The following is a 21,773-nucleotide window of genomic DNA, read 5'->3' on the forward strand; positions in this document are numbered from 1 at the left end:
GTAAAACCGGCTGGCCCTCAATCCACCTTCTTCTCGCCCGCCTCGCCGGCCTTCACGATGTCGCCCGTCGTGAACAGGATTTCCTTCAGTTCCGCCCGCCAGTCCAGCTTCTGGCGCAGCAGGAATTCGAGATCCATGCCGAAATGCTTGAACTCCTCACTCTGGGCGTTCTGCATGATCGCCTTGGCTTGAGGGTCCTTCTCCACCGCCATGCGCTGTTCGTACCAGCTTATCGCTTCCGCCTCCTCGATCAGCGAGGTGATCATGCGGGCAAAGGTCCGCACTTGCTGCGACAGTTCTTCTGGCGGTTCGTGATACTGGTCGAAACCCATGTCGTCCTCCGTGGTTAGTCCCAGTGAATGCCCGGGAACGGCGCCGGTTCCGCATCATCGTTGCAATTCGGCCAGCGCCCTCTCCAGCGGTGCCGTCGATATTTGGATCGGGCCGGAAAATGCCAGATCCATGTCGAAGATCAGGTAGATCGCCCCGGCAATCATGGCTGCCGACACCACGTAGGTGCCGATGGTGATCGCGTTTCGCGGTGCCCTGAAGCCGAAACCGGCGAAGATCAGCACCAGCCAGGCAACCAGCATGACAATCAGCGCCACGGGGATCGTACTCTCCGACTGCTCGATCAGAACCCAACGTAGTTCCGTCACCTTCTGCAGATGCTGGCGGGCATCTTGCAGCAAGGCGCTATGCGCGTCATCCGCCGGTATCAGCGCACTCAGCCTATTGCCGATCTCAATGAGCAGGTGCTCCGATAGCCGGTTGGCGTCGATTGGCGTTTCATGGGTCGGCGAGTCCTGACCCGTCACGCGCTGCACATAGATGCCAAGAGGCTGGCGCACCACGTCGGTCCCAGGCCCGTATTGCCGGAGCGACCGGTCGAGAAGGATCATTTCGGTCGCATAGGCGTGCACGTTGCGGTCGATAGATTCGTAGGTGTTCCGGGCCGAGTTGATCATCAGTCCGAGCATCAGCGACGTCATGACCCCGAACAGATTGGCCGTGAGCCGAACCACGGTGTTCGTGTCGTCGTCGCGATGTTTGGCCGGCAATGTCGGCCAGATCGCCATGCTGGCGAACGCCGCCGCCACCAGGCATAGGAAGATCACCAATGCGATCAACGCTTCGCGCATCCGTCATTTCTGCACGGCATGCGCCAATTGCCAATGGCAAGACACTGGTCACATAGCGAAAGTTGCGACTCCGTCAGGCGTTTCTCGTATCTCTGGTGTCTTACGACACCGGTGCTGCTCCGCCTTCCTCGGTGCGCCGCGCGATGAACGCGTCCAGCACGCCTGACGTGGCCACCGCCGTTGCCGGCGGCTCGAAATCGGCGAGGATGCGTTTCCAGATGCCGGTGGCGCGTTCGGTGGCGTTCTTGGAACCGCTTTGTGTCCAGTTGCCGAAATTCGACCAGTCGGCCACCAGCGGCTCGTAGAAAGCGGTGCGGTAGCGCGCCATGGTGTGGCCTGCCGAGAAGAAATGGCCGCCCGGCTGCACTTCGGCGATCGCCTCGAAGCCGATGGAATCGCTGTCGCCGGGTGTCGCGGCACAAAGTTCGGCGATCGTCTGCAAGGCTTCGACATCGGTGACCAGCTTCTCCAGCGAGACGCTCAAGCCCCCCTCCAGCCAGCCGGCCGCGTGGATGCAGACGGTGGCGCCCGCCAGCACCGAGCCCCACAGGGCGAACTGCGTCTCATGCGCCGCCTGCGCGTCCGAGATGTTGGCGGCACTGCCGCCGCCGGACCGCCAAGGCAGGCCGATGAAACGCGCCAACTGGCCGGCGCCGAGCGTCGCCTTGACATGCTCCGGCGTGCCGAAGGCCGGCGCTCCGGATTTCATGTCTACATTGGAGGAGAACGAGCCGTAGACGACCGGCGCACCGGGCCGCGCGATCTGCGCCAGCGTCAGGCCGGCCAGCGCTTCGGCATGCTGCAGCGCCAGCGCGCCCGCCACCGTGATCGGCGCCATGGCGCCCGCCAGGCAGAACGGCGTGATGATCGAGACCTGGCCCGCTTTAGCGAAATCGATGATGCCTTGCGCCATCGGTATGTCGAGCTGGCGCGGCGAGTTGGTGTTGATGACGGTATAGCACCAGGCATTCGACTGAAATTCGTCCCGCGACAAGCCTCGTGCCAGCCTGACCATCTCGAAACTGTCATCGACCTGCGGCGTGCCGCGCGCGAAGACGAAGGGGAACTTGTCGGACAGCGTCAGCTGCGCGCGGTTGACGGCATAGTGACGGAAACGGTTGTCGACGTCCTGCGGCTCGACGCAAGGCCCCAGCATGTGCAGCACGTCGAAATGCTGCACCATCTTGATGAACTCCTCGAAGGCCTCGAGCGTGCCGGGCCGCCGGCCGCGTACGAGATCGGTGACGTTGGGCGCGCCGGAGCCAGCCAGGAACGTCATCGAACCCAGTTCGAGGGACAGATCGCGGGCACGCGCGCCGGCGTGGGCATGGATCGATCGCGGCGCGGAGGCCAGCGCCGCCGCCACCATGTCGCGGCCGATGCGCACCATGTCGGTGTCCGGATCGACCAGCGCGCCGGCGCGGGCGAAATAGTCGCGCGCCTGCGGCAGCAGCACCTTGATGCCGAGCTCTTCCAGCACGCGCAGCGCCGTGTCGTGGATCGCGGCGACCTGATCGTCGGAAAAGATCGACTGCGGCAGGAACGGGTTCTTCAGCGACCGGTAATCGGGCCGGCGGCTGCTCTCGCTGCCGGCCTCGCCTGTGCGTCCACGCCGGCGTTCGCGCCTGCTGTCTCGTGCCGCGTCATCGACCATCGAAAATCCTCCTCATTGCCGCATCGCCTTGCCCGAGGGATCGTAGGGCGAAGCCGCGATGACCCGCGCCGGCCGCTCGACACCGACAATGTGCACCGAAAGCGCCGTTCCCTCCTCGGCAAAATCGTCGTCCACCAACGCCAGCGCGACGCTCTTGCCGATCGTGTAGCCAAAGCCGCCGGAGGTGACGAAGCCGATGCGCCGGCCGTCGAGCCACACCGGCTCGAAGCCGCTGGCGTCGGCATCGACGGCGTCAATCTCCAGCGTCACGATCCGCTGCGAGGCGCCGGCCTCGCGCTCCCTCAGCGCCGCGTCGCGGCCGACGAAATCGCCCTTGTCGAAAGCGATGAAGCGGTCGAGTCCGGTCTGCCCAGGCGTGTAGCCTTGCGTGAACTCGCGTGACCAGATGCCGAAACTTTTCTCCAGCCGCAGCGCATTGAGCGCGTAGTAGCCGATCTCCACCAGACCAAGCTCCTCGCCGGCGGTCAGCAGCGTCTCGCGCAGTGTGGCATGCATGGTCACGGGGCAGCTGATCTCGAAGCCGAGCTCGCCGACGATGGACAGGCGGGCAACCCGCGCCCGCACCAGTCCGACGTCGAACGCGCCGCAGGCCATGAACGGCAATGCCGCCGCCGACACATCCTGATGCGTGGTGCGTTCCAGGATCTTGCGCGCATTCGGCCCCGTCAGCAGGAAGCCGCTCATGGCGTCCGAAATGTCGGTGACCGTAACGTCCTCTCGTGCCTGGCCCTCGAACCAGCGCATGTGGAATTCCCGGAGATAGTAGGAGCCCATCAGCCAATAGTCGCCGCCGCCCCAATTGATCACGGTGAGGTCGCCCTTCAAGCGCCCGTCCGGCCCAAGCATCGGCGCCAGCCGCGCCTGCCCGGCCTTTGGCAACCTGCACGCCAGCAGCCGGTCGAGCCACGCCTGCGCGCCAGCTCCCGAAATCTCGTAACGCGAGTAGGCCGAGATATCGATGAGACCCGCCGCACGCCGCACTTGCAGCGCCTCGTCGCCGACGATGTCGAAGGCATTGGAGCGCTTGAGCGTGGTGTTCTCGCGAAACCCCATCGGCGCGAAATAGGCCGGGATTTCCAGCCCCCAGGACGCCGTCCATTCGCAGCCCGCGGCAGCCATGCCGTCATAGGCGCCGGGGCGCTTCAAGGGCCGGCCGGCGGGCAGCCGCTCATTGGGAAAGGTCATGACAAAACGGCGCGAATAGAACTGGCGCGTCGTCTGCTTGAGATATTCGCGGTTGGCGGCGAAGGCCCCGTAGCGGGCAATGTCCATGCCGAAGATGTCGGCCTGCGGCTCGCCATAAATCATCCATTCGGCCAGCGATTTGCCGACGCCGCCGCCCTGGCTGAAGCCGGCCATGACGCCGCAGGCGACCCAGTAGTTCTTCAAGCCGCGCACCGGTCCGACGATCGGATTGCCGTCCGGGGTGAAGGTAAAGGCGCCATTGACCCATTTGCGGATGCCGGCCGTCGCAAGGCATGGGAAGCGCTCATGCGCCTTGGCGAGTTCCGGGCTGATACGGTCTATGTCTTCCGGGATCAGCTCGATCCCGTAGTCCCATGGCGCGCCATCCATGTTCCAGTGCTTCGGATTCTGCTCGTAGACGCCGAGCAGCACGCCCTTGCGCTCCTGGCGCAGGTAGGAAAAGCCGTCGAGGTCGACGGCGATGCCGATCTCCCGGTCGAGCGCCGCGATCTCGGGAATGTCTTCGGTAACGAAATAATGGTGCTCCATTGGCGTCACCGGCAGGTCGACGCCGGCCATGCGGCCGAGCTGCTTTGCCCACAAGCCGCCGGCATTGACGACGTGCTCGGCGACGATGGTGCCCTGCTCGGTGACGACGTCCCACAGCCCATCGGCGCGGGACTTCAGCTCGACCACGCGATTGCGCAGGATGACGTCGGCGCCGCGCTTCCTGGCGGCTCCGGCATAGGCATGCGTCGTGCCGTAGGGATCGAGATGGCCTTCGTTGGAATCATGCAGGCCGCCGAGCACGCCGGCGACATCGACGATCGGGCAGATTTCCCGGATCTCTTCCGGGGTGACCAAGCGCGCGGTTTCGATGCCGACCGACTGGAACACCGCCCAGGCCGACCTCAGCCACTCCCAGCGGTCGGGATCGCTGGCGATGTTGACGCCGCCGGTCATGTGCAAACCGATATCCTGGCCGGATTCGGCCTCGATCTCGCGGTAGAGGTTGATCGTGTAATCCTGCAGCGCCGCCACGTTGGGATCGGCGTTGAGCGCATGGAATCCGGCCGCGGCATGCCAGGTCGAACCGGCGGTCAATTCGGCGCGCTCGATCAGCGCCACATCCGACCAGCCGAACCGCGTCAGATGGTAGAGCACCGAGGCACCGACCACCCCACCCCCGATGACCACTGCGCGATAATGCGGCTTCAAGGCCTTCCCTCCCGATCTGTCAGAAGCCGGCACCATACATGCACTGGACATAAGTGTCCAGCGCGCCGAATACGCCCGATGCAGATCGGGCGCTATCCCGCCTTTCATCGATAAAAAACGCCGGCAGGGATGCGCCGGCGCGCTGTCACGCCAGCATCATGTTCAGGCCTTAGATCGCTTCCGGGGAGGCGCGCGCGGCATCATCGATGTGGCACCTCTTCCGTTTTGTCCTTCGGCCGCTCCGGCATGCTTCGTCACAAAGAGGATTGTCCATGAAACACCTACACCGAACCGCGTCGCTCGGCGTCGCGCTGGTCCTTTTTACCGCGCTTACGCCGGCGCTCGCCGACGGCACCGCGACCGTCGCGGGCATCAGCTTCGTCAATAAGGGCCTCGTCGGTGTCGGCCGCATACCGGCCGCACAGCGCGACAAGTTCGGCGAGACGTTCGGCTCGGGCTCGGGCATGGCGATCGACACGTCAGGCTGGACGCGTGACGCGGCCGGCTACAAGGGTTCGCTGTGGCTGCTGCCGGATCGCGGCTACAATGTCGGCGGCACCACCGACTACCGTGCGCGTGTCAACACTGTCGGGATCGAGTTCTCGCCTATCGCGCCGGGCGCGGCACCCGCCGCCGGCAAGGAGCAGACTGGCGTCAAGGCGACGCTCGCCGACACGATGCTGCTGACCGACGACAAGGGCGCCGATACCACTGGCCTTGATCCGCTGTCGGATGTGCGCCCGGCCGCCGGGAACATGCCGATGCTGCCTGTCGCCACCAACGGCAAGCTCGCCCTCGACGATGAAGCGATCGTGCGGCTTCCCGACGGCTCGATGTTCATCTCCGACGAGTATGGCCCGAACATCTACCGCTTCTCGGCTCAAGGCCGCCTGATGTCGGCGACCCAGCCGCCTGCCGCTCTTGTGCCGATGCGCAAGGGGACGCCGAATTTCTCCTCGGACAATCCCGGCCCAGGTGCCGCCGAGCCTGACCCGAAGGATCCCGAGACCGGCCGCCAGAACAACCAGGGCCTGGAAGGCATGGCGATGACGCCGGACGGCAAGTTCCTGATCGCCGTGCTGCAGTCGGCGCCCAGGCAGGATGGCGGCGATTCCCCTTCGACGCGGCAGAACACGCGGGCACTGGTCTATGACGCCTCCGACCTGGGCCACCTCAAGCTCGCGCACGAATATGTCGTGCCGCTGCCGGTGTTCAAGGACGCCAAGGGCAAGACCAAGGTCGCCGCGCAAAGCGAGATCGTGGCATTGTCGGACACGGCGTTCCTGATGCTGGCCCGCGACAGCGGCAACGGCCAGGGGCTGGCAAAAGGGGACGCATCGCTCTACCGCCGGATCAACATCGTCGATGTCTCCGCTGCGACCGACATCGCCGGCGGCGCCTTCGATGCCGCCGACAAGCCGGTGGCGCCCAAGGGCGTGCTCGATCCGTCGGTGACGCCGGCCAAGCTGACGCCGTTCATCGACATCAACGACGCTGCCGAGCTCGGCCGCTTCGGCCTGCACAATGGCGGGACGAAGGACCACAACGAGCTTTCCGAGAAATGGGAGGCGATGTCGCTGGCGAGCGTGCTCGATCCGAAGCAGCCCGACGACTACTTCCTGTTCGTCGCCAATGACAACGACTTCCTTACCCAGGATGGTTTCCAGGTCGGGGCACCCTACAAGGCAGATGACGGCGCCGACGTCGACACCATGTTCCTGGTCTACCAGGTCACGATTCCGGGTCTGGCAAAGAAGTAATGCCGCGTGCGGGCGGGCGCGCCGAGCGCGTCCGCCCGCAGATCGTAAGGACCCCGAATCAACATCTTCGGGTCCCTTGGCGCGCCCGGGTCGACCGCGCTGGCTGTGGAATTCCACTCCGCGTGCCGTGCGGCCGTCACGTCGTATCCTTGACCCACGGAACAAACGCGGGCGCCCAGCGGACTGCGTGGGCCGGGCGGCATGCCGTCCTTGGACTTGCCAGTTCCGGCCCACGCCGTATCTCTTCAGGTGGCGGCTCCCGGATCCGGCCGCTTCTCCCCCGCCTGACCACGGCCTGGACGGCTTTGCATCGACCTCTCCGGTTCAATCTGCAATCATCGCACAGTGGACACAGACAGGCCTTCACCGAGTTTCCCGCCATGGACGAAAAAATACCTCCGCGCCGGCGCACCGGCGACCTGACAAGCGGTCCGATCCCGCGGACACTCCTGCTGTTCGCTCTGCCGGTCCTCGGCTCCAACGTCCTGCAATCCCTCAATGGGTCGATCAACGCCGTCTGGGTCGGCCGCTTCCTCGGCGAATCGGCGCTGACCGCCACGTCCAACGCCAACCTCGTCCTGTTCCTGATCCTGGGCACGGTGTTCGGCATCGGCATGGCGGCCACCATCCTGGTGGCGCAGTCGGTCGGCGCGCGCGACCTGCCCGAGGCGCGCCGCATCGTCGGCACAAGCGCCACGTTCTTCTTCCTCATATCGGTGGTTTTCGCGGTCTGCGGCTGGATCTGGGTCGATGCGATCTTGCGCACGCTCGGCACTCCGGCCGACGCGCTTCCACTCGCGCGTTCCTATCTGCGCATCATCTTCGTCGCCGTGCCGATGATGAACCTTCTGTCCTTCGTCATGACCGTGCTGCGCGGCGCCGGCGATTCGCGCACGCCCTTCATCTTCATGGCGCTGGCGGTCGTGCTCGACATTGTGCTCAATCCCCTGCTCATCCGCGGCATCAGCCCGTTTCCCGAACTCGGCATCGCCGGATCGGCGACCTCGACGCTGATCGGCCAGACAGTGAGCGTGATCGCCATCCTTGTCGTGCTCTACGTCCGCAAGCATCCGCTGCGGCTGGCCGGCACCGATCTCGCCCTGCTGCGGCCCGACCCCACCCTGTTGCGCATCGTCGTCTTCAAGGGCGTGCCGATGGGCTTGCAGATGATCGTCATCTCGGCGGCCGCGCTGACCGTGATGGGCATCGTCAATTCATACGGTTCGCAGGTCGCCGCGGCATACGGCATCGCCGCACAGCTTTGGACTTACATCCAGATGCCGGCGCTCGCCATCGGGGCCGCGGTGTCCTCCATGGCGGCGCAGAATGTCGGCGCCGGCCGCTGGGACCGGATCGGCCGCGTCGCTGCCTCCGGCGTCGGCTTCAATCTCGTCCTGACCGGCGCTCTGGTCGCGCTGCTTTGGGTCTTCGACCGCTCGATCCTCAGCCTGTTCCTGACTAGCGACAGCGCGGCGATCGACATTGCCGCCCACATCAACAATGTCGCGTCCTGGTCGTTCATCCTGTTCGGCGTCACCATCGTGCTGTTCGCCACGGTGCGCGCCACGGGTGCCGTGATGCCGCCTCTGATCATCCTGGTGATCTCCGTGCTGGTCGTGCGCACCGGCTTTGCCTATTTCATGCGCGGTGTGATCGGCGAGGAGGCGCTGTGGTGGAGTTTTCCGGCGGGTTCGATCACCTCGCTGGTTCTGGCCGCGGCCTATTACCGTTTTGGTGGCTGGCGCACCGTCCATATGATCGAGAACAGGCCGGCAGCGGGCGAGCCGCCGGATACCGGGCTTGGCATACCGCGCCAGCGCGCCAACATGGCGCCTGAGACGCCGAACGGCTGAGGCCGGGCACCGCGTCGTGTTACCGGCTATGCTTCACCCCGAAGGCCAGCGCCACCAGCGCAAACGCGATGATGATGCCGGCGAAGGCAAGGCTCGCGGCGACGGAACCGGCATAGGTAGAGACGATGCCGATGCCGATGACGGGCAAGGCGTTGCCGACAAAGCAGCAGATGAAGAAGCTGGAGACGACTTTCGCCCGGCGATCCTTCGGCGCGATCTCGTTCACCACCTGCAGGCCGCCCCGGTAGCCAAGCGCCGCCACGACGCCGCAGCAGGCGGTGGCCACGATCATCAGCGCCATCGAACCCAATATCTGTGCCGCGACCACAAGCAGGACGCTCGGGATCATCAAGCCCAGCGCGGCCAGCATGGCCCTGTTGCTCTGCACGCGCATCAGCACCACGATGCTGGCCGCCGCGACGATCGCCAGTTCGAAGAACAGCGCACCGGCAACAGCGTGGTTGGTCTGATGAAGCTGCTGCGCCAGGATGCTTGGCGCCACTGCCGCGTAGAAGCCGACCAACGCCATGGCGCCGAAGCCGGTAACCGCCGGCGCAACAAAGCGCGGGCGGATTTCCTGCGGCACGGAGAATTGCGGCCGTATGGAAATGCGACTGAGGCTGCCTGGCTTCGCCACGGTTTCGCGGGTGCGCCAGACCAGGATCGTCACCACTGCGAGCGCCAGGAGATAGGTGACGAAGACGAGGCGCAAAGGCCAGGGCTCATATTGAGCCAACAGTCCCGAGACAAGCGCGCCAAAGCCGAGGCCGAGGAAATTGGTGCTGGTGGCGATCACGCTGGCGCGCGGCCTGTCGGCACGGGAGAGAAGTTCAGCGATCCACGCGGTTCCGGTCCCCGCGCCGATACCGATGCCAAGCCCGCTCAGGATGCGCGCTATGTCGAGCGAAAGAACATTCTCGGAGAACAGGAAAACAATCGCGCTGACGATGGCAACGATCATCGCCGCGAGGGCGGCGGGCCGGCGCCCGACAACATCCGACACGCCGCCGAACAGCAGCAAGGCTCCAAGGTTGCCCAAGACATAGACCGCGTAGATCAACGTCAGCGTGATCTGTGAAAAGCCGAATTGCTGCTTGTAGAGGATATAGAGCGGCGTCAGAACCGTGCTGCCGGCAAACAGCACGGCGATCATCGTGGCGACGATCGGGATGGCAAGAGCATCGCCGCGAGCCGTTTCTTGCCCAGGCGCCAAATCGCGAAAGGCCATGGCCAACCTCATTACCCGCTTCGGAGATCGCGATCCCAACGCGTTTTCGCCCCCAACGTTCCGGCCGGCCAGTAGGCTCCTGACACTATGATGAGCCTAGCCTTAGTCAGGAATCCCGGACGGAACGGGTACGGGTCGGGCCCGTCGCCCCCGATCCGCCACGCTATCGTTGGTGCGGCATCCGGTGCAACCGATCCTATTTGCAGGAAAAGCCGAGCGCGATCTTGCACTTGTCCGGGCGTGGCTTGTGCGGCGGGCGATGGTGCCGAGGGTGGTGATGCGGCGGCCCCAGCCGTTCGGCTGCTTCGGCGCGAGACTGCATCACAAGGGGGGAGCCGGGAGCAGAAAAGTCAACAAGTAGCCAATGCCTGTCAGCACCATCGGCGGCGCGAAAGTTCCCCTGACATTGTTGAGGATTTGTCGCATGCCGTTTATCGAACCGGCCAGATGAGCTAACAATTTGCTGTCTTTCGACAATTCCTTTTAGGCAGGGCGGTGATCATGGGCAAAGGCAGGGTCGAGGCATTCACCGACGGCGTGGTGGCCATTATCATCACCATCATGGTGCTGGACCTGAAGGTGCCGGAGGGCGAGGATTTCTCCGCCCTGGTGCCGCAACTGCCGATCTTCCTGTGCTACGTGCTCTCCTTCATTAATGTCGGCATCTACTGGAACAACCTGCACAACATGTTCCACACCGTGCAGCGCGTCGATGGCGGCGTGCTGTGGGCAAACCTGCATCTGCTGTTCTGGTTGTCCTTGATGCCGGTAACGACGGCTTTCATGGGCGAGAACCATTTCGCCACGGTTCCGGTCGCGGTTTACGGTTTCGACCTTGCAATGTGCGCCGCCGCCTACGGCATCCTGGTCATTACCCTGCATCGGCTGCACGGGGCGGACACCGCCTTCGCCAAGGCGATCGGCCGGGACCGCAAGGGAAGGCTTTCCCTCGCCGTCTATCTCGCGGCGATCGCGCTTACCTTCCTCAACCGGTGGATCGGCGTGGCGCTCTATGTCGCCATCGCCTTGGTGTGGCTTGTACCGGACACGCGTTTTTCGCGCGTTCTCGAAAAGTAACGCGCGGGCTCATCGCTCGGCGCGATGCCGGACGGAAAACCGCTTCCCACTTTTCCTGGAATTGCTCTTTGGTTCGGCGCAATTCCGGACGGAAAACCGCTTCGCACTTTTCCTGGAATTGCTCTTTGGTTCGGCGCAATTCCGGACGGAAAACCGCTTCGCACTTTTTCTGGAATTGCTTAGCCGCGCATTTCTTTCAGTTTTTCCGCCACTGCAGCCGCCAGATCGGCATAGCGCTCCTCCAGCCGTTCCGCGGCCTTGATGATCGAGAAATCATGGCCAAACTTTTCCAGCGCCATGCGCAGTTTCTCGACGAACTCGGCCTGTTTTTCCAGCGCTGAAAACAACGTCTTCACCTGGGCTTCGGTGATTTCGGGATTGGCCAGCATCTGCGGCACCTCGCGCCCCATCTGGTCGCCGGTGGCGGTCTGCTCCTTCAGAATTGCGACCCAGTCCGTCAATCGAAAACCTCCATTTGCCTGGGCAGCATGCGCAGCCTCGACCGGCATGGTCAACCCGAACCCATCTCTCCCGTCAGGGAACGCGCCGCGATTTGGGGACAAGGACATGCATGAAAACGACACTTTGACTGTGCGCCATGGGGCTTGAGCGCCGCTGCCCGAAGGACTTGCGCAAGGCCGTCGCGGCGCTAAGTTCGGCGCTATCGAAGAAGGAAGCCATCGCCGATGATCCCCGACACCGAGGTCCAGACCGCCCTGCCCGCCCTTGAGCCAGGCAAGTCCGCCGTCATCACTGGCGCCGCCAGCGGTATTGGTCTCGCGGCCGCCAGGCGGCTGGCGCTGATGGGAATGAAGATCGTGCTCGCCGACATTGGCGGCGCGCGCCTTGACGGTGCTTCCCGGGCCATCTCCGCGATCGCGGGCAATGACGCCGTGCTTGCGGTCGCCGCCGACGTTTCGAACGCCGACGAGGTCGATCGTCTGGCCGACCGGGCATTCGGCGCCTTCGGCGACATCTCGCTGCTGATGAACAATGCCGGTGTCGGCGACAACCCCGGAAAGCCCTGGGAAAACCGCGACGCCTGGAAACGGCTGCTCGATATCAATTTCTGGGGCGTCGTGCATGGCGTGGAAGCGTTCGCCCCGCGCATGCTGGCGTCAGGCAGACCGGGCCTCATCGTCAACACAGGCTCGAAGCAAGGCATCACCACACCACCCGGCAACCTTGCCTACAATGTCTCCAAGGCCGGGGTTAAGACATTCACCGAAGGCCTGGCGCATGCGCTGCGCAACGAGCCCGGCGCCCGCCTGTCGGCGCATCTGCTCATTCCCGGCTTCACCTATACCGGCCTCACCATGGGGGCGACGGAAAAGCCCACCGGCGCCTGGACAGGCGAACAGGTCGTCGATTTCATGCTGGAATCGCTGGTCAGGGGCGACTTCTACATCCTGTGTCCCGACAACGAGACGGCGCGGCCGCTGGACGAGAAGCGCATGGCGTGGGCCGTCGGAGACATCATCGAAAACCGCCCCGCTTTGTCTCGCTGGCATCCAAACTACAAGGATGCGTTCGCGGCCTTCATGAAAGATTGAGTTCGAGTCTTTAGGCCGCGCGCTTTCTCGGAGTTCGTTTTTGCGTCACGGCCTTCTTTGCGGCCATGGCGGCAATCTTCTCATCGTGCCGGCGCGCCGCCTGCTCGCACTTGTCGCGGATTTCCTCGACCTCGGATTCGGTCAGGTGTTCGATGCCGATGAAGCGGTTGTGGGCCTCGCTGACCCGGATCAGTTCATCGAGCTTGGCCTGGATCGCCGCGCCGTCCCGATTCTGGGTGTTTTGGATGAGAAACACCATCAGGAAGGTGACGATGGTCGTGCCGGTGTTGATCACCAACTGCCAGGTGTCCGAGAAATTGAAGAACGGCCCACTCGCCGCCCAGATGACGACGACCAGGCAGCAGACGGCAAATGTCGGTGACAGGCCGGCTATGTGGGAGACCCGGTTGGCGATCCTGGTGAAGAGCTTTTCCATCTGTCGAGCTCCCTCAATGGCTGCCGCGATGAGAAACAACCGGCGACCGTTTCGGGTTCCCGCAGGCAATAAATACAACCGCTGCAATTGAATGCACGCAACGCGCGCATATGGTGAAAAACACACCTTATCGGTTCAATGTCATGGTAACCCGCGCAGGCAAAAGTGCCTGTTCCGTCCGCTCCACGGCGGTTTACCTCCAGCCCCTTCCGCCGCGCCACCCCCCGCATGGCGGAAGGGGTTTCAGCCCGTGGCGCGGCGCGTGGTTTCCCGAAAGCGCGCCGACCGGCATACAAACAGACGATCACTTCAGGTTCAAACGGCGTCGTTTTCCCAGCGATCGAGGAAGGCCTCGATCGGCATTGCCTGGATGTCGGGAACCGCCCTGGCGAGTTTCTCGACCGGCCAGTCCCACCAGGCGAGAGCTTCGATCCGCGCCGCGATTTCAGGAGCAAAGCGCGGCCGAAGCGGCTTCGCCGGCACGCCGGCGACAATCGTGTAGGACGGCACGTCATGAGTCACCACCGCGTTGGCGCCAATGACGGCGCCATTGCCGATGGTGATATCAGGCATGACCACCGCTCCATGGCCGATCCAGACATCGTGGCCGATGGCCACGGCCTTCGCCTGCCGCCGCGCGCGGAATGCGGCATCGACGCCCAACCAGCGAAAATACTCGTTTGGCCGATAGCTGACCTTGTGCTGGGTCAGGCGTTCGATCGGATGCTCCAGTGCATTGATGCGGCTGTTGGCGGCGATCGAGCAGAATTTGCCGATGCCCGTGTAGATCGCCTCAGCATGGCGCTCGAAATAGGAAAAATCCCCCACGCTCACCTCGCGCAGCACCACCCGCTCGCCGATTGAGGTATAGCGGCCAAGCTTGCACGCCTTCAGCTCCGCGGTCGGATGGATGCGTGGCTCGGGATCTTTCAGGACGAGGTTTTCGGAACGGTCCATACGCGCGGCTTTACGTCAGAGCAATTGTTCCCGCAAGCGGGACCAATTATCCGTCAAGCCAGTTCTGGGAAAGAGTTCGATCAGCCTATTTCGGCTTGCCCTTGGTCCACACCACGTTCTGGCCGTAGAGCGGCACCGTTGTGACCGACATCTTCGCGGAGCCGTTCTGCACCTGGCGCGAGTGCGACAGATAGATCAAGGTCTCGTTGGTCTTGTCGTAGATGCGGTTCACAACCTGCTTCTTCCAGATCAGGCTGAGGCCTTGTTTGAACACCTCCTCGCCGCCCTCGCCCATATCGATGTCGCCGATGGTGATCGGGCCGGTCTGGCGGCACGAGATTGAGGAATCGCTGGGATCCTCGAACCAGTTGCCCTTGTGCAGCCTATCGATGATGCTTCGGTCGAAATAGGCGACATGGCAGGTCACCCCATCAACCTTGGGGTCCTTGATCGCGTCGATCATGATGTCATTGCCGACCCAGTCGACGCCGACCTTGCCGACTTCCTCGGCAATGGCGGCACCAGCACCAAGGATAATGCATGCGGCCAGAGCGCCGCCGATCAGTTTTGGCCCAATCGGTCTTTGCAAGGAAGCCTCCTGCGGTTCGAGTAGCCGGTCTCAGGTGGGGCGAGTTGGGTTGCTTTGCAAGCAGACGCTTCAACACCATATGCGGTTGCGGCAACGCGGCACTTTGCCTGGGCAAGGTCGAACCGCTAAGACTGTCGCACCGGCGCGCACTGAGCCGCCGGCGATGATTTCTGCGGACGGACTTTTCTGATGATGCGTTCTATCCTGATCGGCATTCTCGTCCTGATGGCGGCCGGCATCGGTTGGCTGACCTTCGACTGGTATCGCGGCCACTACGGCGGCGAGCCGTTCGGAGCCCCGTTCACTCTTGTCGACCAGAAAAGCGCGCCGATCACCGAGGCCGCCTTCAGGGGGCAGCCCAGTGTCGTCTTCTTCGGCTTCACCCACTGCCCCGAGGTCTGCCCGACCACGCTCTTCGAACTCTCCGGCTGGCTGAAGACGCTCGGCGACGACGGTAAGAACCTGCACGCATATTTCGTTTCGATCGATCCGGCGCGCGATACCCCCGCCGTCATGAATGCTTACGTCAGCAACTTCTCCGACCGCATCGTCGGCATATCGGGCGACCCGGACAAGGTTTACGCCATGGCCAAATCCTTCGGCATCTACTGGAAGAAGGTCGACACCGGCGACGGCGACTACACCATGGATCACACCGCCTCGGTGCTGCTGCTGAACGCCAAGGGCGACTTTGCCGGCACGATCGCCTACGGCGAAAGCGCCAGCACCGCCGTGGAGAAGCTGAAGCGTCTTGCCGCCAGGGGCTAGAGCTTGATTCCGAAAACCGGTTTTCGGACAAGATCAAGCTCAAGGAAGACCTTAATCCACATGACCCAGACGCGACTGCATTTCACCACCGGAAAGATCGAGGCTGACCGCATTTTCGCGGCGCTCGAGATGGCCTTCGAGGATGAAGGGCTGCCGATCGCCGTGCTGGAGGTGGATGAGGACCAGGACATCCATGAAGTCTCGCTCTACGCCGACGGCGACGTAGACGCGGTCGAGGCGCGGGTGAAGGACGTTCTCGCCGGCCTCGCTCTGTCAAAACCGGTCGAGCGCGAAAAGCTGCCCGACATCGATTGGGTGGCGCGCTCGCTGGAAGGCCTGAAGCCGGTGCGCGCCGGCCGCTTCTTCGTTCACGGCGCGCATGACCGCAGGAAGCGCCACAGCGGCGAACTCGCCATCGAGATCGAGGCCGGCCTTGCTTTCGGCACCGGCCATCACGGCACCACCGCGGGATGCCTCGAAATGCTGGAGAAAGTGGTGCGCCGCGAACAGCCGCGCAACGCGCTCGATCTCGGCACCGGCAGTGCGGTGCTGGCGATCGCCGTCGCCAAGCTGGCGCATATTCCGGTGCTCGCCACTGACATCGATCCGGTGGCGGTGAAGGTCGCCGCCGCCAATGCGCGGCTGAACCACGTCAAGGCGCTCGTCGAAACGGTGACCGCGCCGGGCTTTCACCACCCGATCTTCGGCAAGCGCGCACCCTTCGATCTCATCGTCGCCAACATATTGGCACGGCCGCTGATGCGGCTGGCCCCGCAAATGGCCGGGCACATCGCGCTCGGCGGCTCGATCGTGCTGTCAGGCATTCTCGATCGCCAGCGCGACGCCGTCATCTCGGCCTATGTCGGCCAGAACTTCCGCCACGTGCGCACCCTGCACCGCGAAGGCTGGGTGACGATCCACCTCAAGCATTGAGGCCGGCAAGACAGCCGGCCGGTTCTTGACGTCCTAATGCCCAGATTAGAACTTGATGCCAAGATTGGCCTTGAACCCATTGTCGAAGGCATCCGGCCCGAACTGTCCGGCATAGGACAGGCCAAGCGTGGCGTTGCGCGCCAGCTGCACGTCGAAACCGGCTTCGACCAGCATCGCATCCCTGGCGATCGGCACGCCGGCGATGGTGAAGTCGTCGCCGCCGGCGAAGGCGACCGTCGACACCGGCGTCGCCTCACCCAATGCATGGCGCCAGCCGAACATGCCGCGCGCGGTCGCCGCAACGCCGCCAATGGTGACGTCGGTCGAGGCCCTGAAGCCGAGCGTGGTGAAGGTCGCGTCGGTGGTCGAACTGCCGCTGCTCAGCGCCGCGGCGCCACCGCTCTCCGAGAAACCGTCCGTGTGCAGATTGACATAGGCGAGATTGGCGAACGGCTCGAAGGCAAATGGCCCGGCATCGGTCTTGTAGGCAAGTTCGCCGAATGCCTGCGCGGTCCCCGCGTCGTAATCGGCCGACAGGCTGTCGGTGAAGCCCTGGAAAGCGACCGACCGCGACGTCGAGATACGGTGCCAGGTGTAGGCGGCGCCGGTACGGAAGGCGATGGCGCCCCAATTGGTCCCGCCATAGAGGCCGAGATGGTAATTGTCGCTGTCGCCTGAGGAGTGCCTGTCGTCGGCATCGAAGCTGGTGTGGCTGTAGCCGCCGACCACGCCAACCCGCCAGTTGCCGGCTAGGCCGTCGGCGCCCACCAGCAGGCCACCCGTCGAACGGTCGAAGGCAGCTGCATTGCCATCGCTGTCAGTGCCGCCCCAGGAGCCGAATCCCTGCGACCAGACGGCAAAGCGGTCCGTGTCGGCGGCCACGGGCTGAACGCCGTCCTGGCCATAGGCCATGACCGGCAGCGAAGCGGTTTTGCCGCTGTCGCCGAAAGCGCCACGCAAGCGTGCCGTCACCGCATCCTGCAGGAAGTGGCTGTCCTGGACGAGCATGCCCTTGGCCGAGGCATGGACTTCGCCCGAAAGCTGGTCGTAGGCGGCCTGCGCGGCCGCGTCGCTCGGCAAGGCGAGCATCGCGCTGACCAGGGGGCTGCCGGCGGCGCTGTCCAGCCCCTCGCCGGTGGCGATCTGGTTCGGCGTCAGGCCGGCCGAACCGAAGCTCTTCGACTGGGTGACGTCGACATAGGCCTGCGTTGCATTGGAACCGGTGGTGAGGCTGACGAAGTTGGAGAGCTGTGGGTCGGCCAAGGTGAAGGTTCCGGTGACGCTGCTGGCCTCAAGAACGGTGTAGCGGGTGCCTGCCACTAGACCGCCAAGTCCAATATTGGTCACCGTCAGGCCGGCGCCGCTGGCAATGGTGGCGGCGCCATGCACATCGATCAGATCCGAGACGACGGCCGAATTGAGTTCCATCGCATAGGTGGAGCCGGCCTCGAATTTGGCGGTGCCATTGACTGTCAACGTGCCAATTGCATTGTTGCCGGGCGCGACCGTGCCGGAGACGTCGAGCGCTCCAATCGTGCCGCCGCCGCCCAGCGTGGCGCCGTTGGCGACGGCCACGGCCGAATTGGCCAAGGAGCCGCTGACCAGAAGCGTGCCGGCCTGAGCCTTGGTGTTGCCTGAGAACGAACTGGTGCCCGAAAGCTCGAAGGTTCCGGTTCCCGTCTTGGTCAGGTCGCCGGTGCCGGTGAGATTGCCGGAAAACACCGTATCGTTATTCATGCCGCCGGTCGTCAGCGTGCCCGAACCGGTATCGACCGTTCCCGCGCCGGCAAGCGAACCGATTGCCTGGCTGAAATTGTTAAGCGAAAGCGTGGCACCGCTGGCAACCGTATAGGCGCTGTTGGCGCTGAAAATGTTGGCCGCGCCTGCCTTCAGCGTGCCCTGGGCAACGTTGGTCGCCGTGGCATAGGTGTTGTTGTTGGCGAAGCCGCTCACCGTCAGCGTTCCCGCGCCGGTCTTCGTGAAGGTACCGGTCGGCACATCATTGTCGCCCATGCTCGCGCTGGTGCTCACGTCGAACCCGTTTGTATCGATGGTGCCGCCCGTTGCGCCGAACAGGATCGAGACATTGGCAAGGTTAAGGTTGGCACCTGCCTGCAACGCGCCGCCCTCCAGGGTGATCGGCCCCGAACCCGCCGCATGATCGGCCGTGACCTGCAACGTGCCGTCGCTGATCCTTACCCCACCGCTCAAATAGTTGTAGTTGGTCAGGACGAGTGTACCGGCACCGGTCTTCACGACCGTGCCGACCTCGAATTCCGAAATCTGACCGGAATAGGTGCCTGTTCCCGGCCCAACATTGATGGTCTGGCTGATGTCGATGTATAGATCGTTGCTGACGGTAATACCGTTCTGGATATCGATCACGGTTCCATTGAAAGCGGTAAGCGGGCCGGTCCCGAGGGCGGCATCGTTGCCGAGGCTGAGCGTGCCGCCATAGAGAGTGGTACCGCCAGCATAGGTGTTTGCCCCATTTAAGGTGAGCAAGCCATCGCCACTCTTGGTCAAGCCGCTGCCTGAAATCACTCCATCCGCCGTAAAATGAGTACCGGCACCAACCGAGAAAACGGTGTCGGAGATCAGGTTGAAACCGGCATTGGTCGCCAGATCCGTGACGAAATTGTTCGTTTCCACGTTAACGGCGGCCTGGCCAGAGGCCTGGAAATTCAAAACACCGTTCGCCAACTGGTAGCCGCCAGAGGTGCTCGTTGCATTGAGGTTCAGTGTCCCCACCGTGTAGGGCCCACCTGACAGGTCGACGGTATAGGAGACACCCTGGTCCGCCGCATCATGGTTGAAGTTCGCGACCGCATCGACCCCATCTGGAACCGTTGCGGGGGTCCAATTCGCAGCCGTACCCCAGCCGCCGGCGCCATGGGTGAAATCCTCAGCCGAGGCGCCACCAGACATAAGTGGCGTCATGGCGATCACTACAACTCCGGCTAGCAGCAGAGCCGGTAGCGACGTCGACGCCAGCAATGGACGCGCAAGCTGCGCGTTCGCCTCGCTCTTGCATTTGGCGTGCGCTGCAAAAACCGAATGTCTCATGTAATGCAATCTCCCCGACCAGCCATCTATTTGACTGGATCGCCCCTGAAACCCATGACAACGCTACGAAAAGCGCCGGCCCGAGACAAGCCGCGAGGATTGCCGAAACCAAACAAGCAGGCGCTGGAAAGCAATCCGCGCACGCCCGTTGCGATTTTGCATCAATGAATATCGGGCGCGTCAAATGCCAAACCGAGAAAGCACGGCTGTTGCCGGCTGAAAGCGTGTTTCAGCGGCATCGACCTTCGTGCTGCCGCTGGACCAAGCGCGATCGGTTGTCAGCCTGGCGACGCTGTAGCAGTTTGCGCCAGCCGGAAACCGATTCCGATTTCCGGGTCCATAGGCTACGGTCGAACTGACATCAGGAGGCCCATCATGTTCCAGACCTTCGATTCCGCCGGCGACCCGGCAGTCGGCAAGCCGCGCGTGGCGCTGCTGCGCCAATGGCTGGCGGCGAATGGCCTGGACGGCTTCATCGTTCCACGCGCCGACGAGCATCAGGGCGAATATGTCGCCGACCGTTCGGCGCGGCTGAAATGGCTGACCGGCTTCAGCGGCTCGGCCGGGGTCGCCATCGTCCTGCGTGACCGCGCCTTCGTCTTTGTCGACGGCCGCTATACGCTGCAGGTGCGCAATGAGGTCGACCTCGACGTCTTTTCGATCGAAAGCCTGGTCGACAACCCGCCCGCCGTCTGGCTCCGCGAGAATATCGGCAAGGGCGCGCGGCTCGGCTTCGATCCATGGCTGCACACGATCAGCGAGGTCAAGGCGCTGCAGGCCTCGGCCGACAAGACGGGCGCCGTCCTGGTGCCGCTCGACAGAAACCCGATCGACGTCATCTGGAAGGACCAGCCCGCGGCGCCCGTGACGCCGGTCGAGCTGCACCCGATCGGCTTTGCCGGCGAGCTCGCCAAGGACAAGCTGGCGCGGCTGGCGGCGGCGATCGGCAAGGACGGCGCCACCCATGCGGTGCTGACCGATCCCTCCTCCATCGCCTGGGCCTTCAACATCCGTGGCGGTGACGTGCCGCACACGCCGCTGGCGCTCGGCTTCGCCATCCTGGCCGCCGATGGGTCCCATCAGCTGTTCATGGACAAGCGCAAATTCTCGCGCCAGGTCGCGGCCTATCTCACGCAACTCGCCGATCCGCACGAGCCCGTCGAATTCGAAGCGGCGATCGTGGCCCTGGCCAGGGGTGGCGCGAAGATCGCGCTTGACCCGGTGCTCGCGGCCGACAGGCTGCGCATGCTGGTCGAGGACAATGGCGGCACGGTGATCGCCGCGCCCGACCCGGCCCGCATCCCGCGCGCCACCAAGAACCAGGCCGAGATCAACGGCTCGCGTGCCGCGCATCGCCGCGACGGCGCGGCGGTGGCAAAACTCTTGTGCTGGCTGGAACGCCAGAAGCCAGGCTCGCTTGACGAGATCGCCGTCGTCACCAGGCTGGAAGAGACACGCCGGCAGACCGGCGAGGAAACGCAGATGCCGCTGCGCGACGTCTCTTTCGACACCATTTCCGGCGCCGGCCCCAACGGCGCCATCATGCATTACCGCGTGTCGCGCGCCACCAGCCGCAAGCTTCAAAGCGGCGAATTGTTCCTGCTCGATTCCGGCGCGCAATATCAGGACGGCACCACCGACATCACCCGCACCGTGCCGATCGGCCAGCCGACCGAGGAAATGCGCGAACGCTTCACCCTGGTGCTCAAAGGTTTGATCGGCATTTCCACGCTGCGCTTCCCAGCCGGCACGCGCGGTTCCGAGATCGATGCCGTCGCCCGCATGGCGCTGTGGAAGCATGGCTGTGACTTCGCCCATGGCACCGGCCATGGCGTCGGCTCGTATCTGGCCGTGCATGAAGGCCCGCAGCGCATCGCCCGCACCGGCACCGAAAAGCTGCTCGAAGGCATGATGCTGTCCAACGAGCCCGGCTACTACAAGGAAGGCTCCTACGGCATCCGCATCGAGAACCTCATCCTGGTGACGCCGGCAGAACAGATCGAGGGCGGCGACATCGCCATGCACGGCTTCGAGACGCTGACGCTGGCGCCGATCGATATCAGGCTGGTGCGGTCGGACCTGCTGACGCGCGAGGAACTGCACTGGCTGGACACCTACCACGCCCGCGTGCTGGCCGAAATCGGCCCGATGCTCGACGGCGAAACGCTGGCCTGGCTGGAAAAGGCGACCGCACCGCTGCCGCACGACGCCAAGATTTGAGGCGGCCGATATTCAGCTTGGAAGGTTGGCGCTGCCCCTCATCCGCCTGCCGGCACCTTCTCCCCGCATAGTGACGGGAGAAGGGAGCTGGCCGCAACCTCGCCGCCTTTTTT

17 protein-coding genes are annotated in these 21,773 nt (G+C 63.9%); 7 read left to right on the top strand and 10 right to left on the bottom strand.

Going from position 1 to position 21,773, the window contains the following annotated elements:
- Positions 1–17 precede the first annotated feature (17 nt).
- The 4 genes from FJ930_RS17010 to FJ930_RS17025 all read right to left on the bottom strand — a co-directional run bounded on the left by FJ930_RS17010 (position 18) and on the right by FJ930_RS17025 (position 5,220).
- Positions 18–332, bottom strand: coding sequence for a hypothetical protein (locus FJ930_RS17010; RefSeq protein ID WP_140743275.1), 315 nt, complete (start codon positions 330–332; stop codon positions 18–20).
- 54 nt (positions 333–386) lie between these two features.
- The gene (locus FJ930_RS17015) at positions 387–1,142 is read right to left on the bottom strand and encodes a DUF4239 domain-containing protein (RefSeq protein ID WP_140607978.1); all 756 of its coding nucleotides are present in this window, start codon (positions 1,140–1,142) and stop codon (positions 387–389) included.
- Positions 1,143–1,242: 100 nt separating this feature from the next.
- Positions 1,243–2,796 (bottom strand): trimethylamine methyltransferase family protein, encoded by a 1,554-nt coding sequence (locus FJ930_RS17020; RefSeq protein WP_140743277.1) that lies wholly within the window; start codon positions 2,794–2,796, stop codon positions 1,243–1,245.
- A gap of 12 nt (positions 2,797–2,808) precedes the next feature.
- A complete protein-coding gene (locus FJ930_RS17025; RefSeq protein ID WP_141839269.1) occupies positions 2,809–5,220 on the bottom strand; it encodes an FAD-dependent oxidoreductase in 2,412 nt (803 codons plus the stop codon).
- A 272-nt stretch (positions 5,221–5,492) separates the two neighbouring features.
- Here FJ930_RS17025 and FJ930_RS17030 point away from each other — a divergent pair, with 272 nt between their 5' ends.
- Together FJ930_RS17030 and FJ930_RS17040 are read left to right on the top strand one after the other, a co-directional pair.
- Positions 5,493–6,980, top strand: a complete 1,488-nt coding sequence (locus tag FJ930_RS17030) for an esterase-like activity of phytase family protein (RefSeq protein WP_140743281.1) — start codon at positions 5,493–5,495, stop codon at positions 6,978–6,980.
- Between the two features lie 380 nt (positions 6,981–7,360).
- Complete coding sequence (locus tag FJ930_RS17040) at positions 7,361–8,833, top strand: MATE family efflux transporter (protein ID WP_140743283.1); 1,473 nt, start codon at positions 7,361–7,363, stop codon at positions 8,831–8,833.
- A gap of 19 nt (positions 8,834–8,852) precedes the next feature.
- Here the strand turns inward: FJ930_RS17040 and FJ930_RS17045 are convergent, their stop codons facing one another.
- Complete coding sequence (locus FJ930_RS17045; protein WP_141839271.1) at positions 8,853–10,061, bottom strand: MFS transporter; 1,209 nt, start codon at positions 10,059–10,061, stop codon at positions 8,853–8,855.
- A gap of 501 nt (positions 10,062–10,562) precedes the next feature.
- Here FJ930_RS17045 and FJ930_RS17055 point away from each other — a divergent pair.
- Positions 10,563–11,138, top strand: a complete 576-nt coding sequence (locus tag FJ930_RS17055) for a TMEM175 family protein (RefSeq protein ID WP_141839273.1) — start codon at positions 10,563–10,565, stop codon at positions 11,136–11,138.
- A gap of 179 nt (positions 11,139–11,317) precedes the next feature.
- On the opposite strand, the gene FJ930_RS17065 is transcribed toward FJ930_RS17055, so the two are convergent.
- Positions 11,318–11,599 (bottom strand): hypothetical protein, encoded by a 282-nt coding sequence (locus FJ930_RS17065; RefSeq protein ID WP_140743289.1) that lies wholly within the window; start codon positions 11,597–11,599, stop codon positions 11,318–11,320.
- Between the two features lie 225 nt (positions 11,600–11,824).
- Between FJ930_RS17065 and FJ930_RS17070 the strand changes: the two genes are divergently transcribed.
- Positions 11,825–12,691 carry an SDR family NAD(P)-dependent oxidoreductase gene (locus FJ930_RS17070; protein WP_141839275.1) on the top strand — a complete coding sequence of 289 codons (867 nt, stop codon included), beginning with the start codon at positions 11,825–11,827 and terminating at the stop codon, positions 12,689–12,691.
- Between the two features lie 10 nt (positions 12,692–12,701).
- Here FJ930_RS17070 and FJ930_RS17075 read toward each other — a convergent pair whose 3' ends face one another.
- The 3 genes from FJ930_RS17075 to FJ930_RS17085 form a co-directional block, all read right to left on the bottom strand.
- Positions 12,702–13,127 (bottom strand): low affinity iron permease family protein, encoded by a 426-nt coding sequence (locus FJ930_RS17075; protein ID WP_141839377.1) that lies wholly within the window; start codon positions 13,125–13,127, stop codon positions 12,702–12,704.
- A gap of 315 nt (positions 13,128–13,442) precedes the next feature.
- A complete protein-coding gene (locus tag FJ930_RS17080; RefSeq protein ID WP_141839277.1) occupies positions 13,443–14,084 on the bottom strand; it encodes an antibiotic acetyltransferase in 642 nt (213 codons plus the stop codon).
- Between the two features lie 85 nt (positions 14,085–14,169).
- Positions 14,170–14,673, bottom strand: a complete 504-nt coding sequence (locus tag FJ930_RS17085; protein WP_141839278.1) for a CreA family protein — start codon at positions 14,671–14,673, stop codon at positions 14,170–14,172.
- Between the two features lie 189 nt (positions 14,674–14,862).
- On the opposite strand from FJ930_RS17085, the gene FJ930_RS17090 reads away from it, so the two are divergent.
- Together FJ930_RS17090 and FJ930_RS17095 are read left to right on the top strand one after the other, a co-directional pair.
- Entirely contained in the window at positions 14,863–15,441 is a 579-nt protein-coding gene (locus tag FJ930_RS17090; RefSeq protein WP_141839280.1) for an SCO family protein, read from the top strand.
- Between the two features lie 60 nt (positions 15,442–15,501).
- Positions 15,502–16,374, top strand: coding sequence for a 50S ribosomal protein L11 methyltransferase (locus tag FJ930_RS17095; RefSeq protein WP_141839282.1), 873 nt, complete (start codon positions 15,502–15,504; stop codon positions 16,372–16,374).
- A gap of 45 nt (positions 16,375–16,419) precedes the next feature.
- Here the strand turns inward: FJ930_RS17095 and FJ930_RS17100 are convergent, their stop codons facing one another.
- On the bottom strand, positions 16,420–19,440 hold the full coding sequence (locus tag FJ930_RS17100) for an autotransporter domain-containing protein (protein ID WP_141839284.1): 3,021 nt from the start codon (positions 19,438–19,440) through the stop codon (positions 16,420–16,422).
- Between the two features lie 375 nt (positions 19,441–19,815).
- Here FJ930_RS17100 and FJ930_RS17105 point away from each other — a divergent pair, with 375 nt between their 5' ends.
- On the top strand, positions 19,816–21,660 hold the full coding sequence (locus FJ930_RS17105; protein WP_141839286.1) for an aminopeptidase P family protein: 1,845 nt from the start codon (positions 19,816–19,818) through the stop codon (positions 21,658–21,660).
- The last annotated feature ends 113 nt before the right edge of the window (positions 21,661–21,773 follow it).

Source organism: Mesorhizobium sp. B2-4-15 (genome assembly GCF_006658505.1).
Classification (GTDB): domain Bacteria; phylum Pseudomonadota; class Alphaproteobacteria; order Rhizobiales; family Rhizobiaceae; genus Mesorhizobium.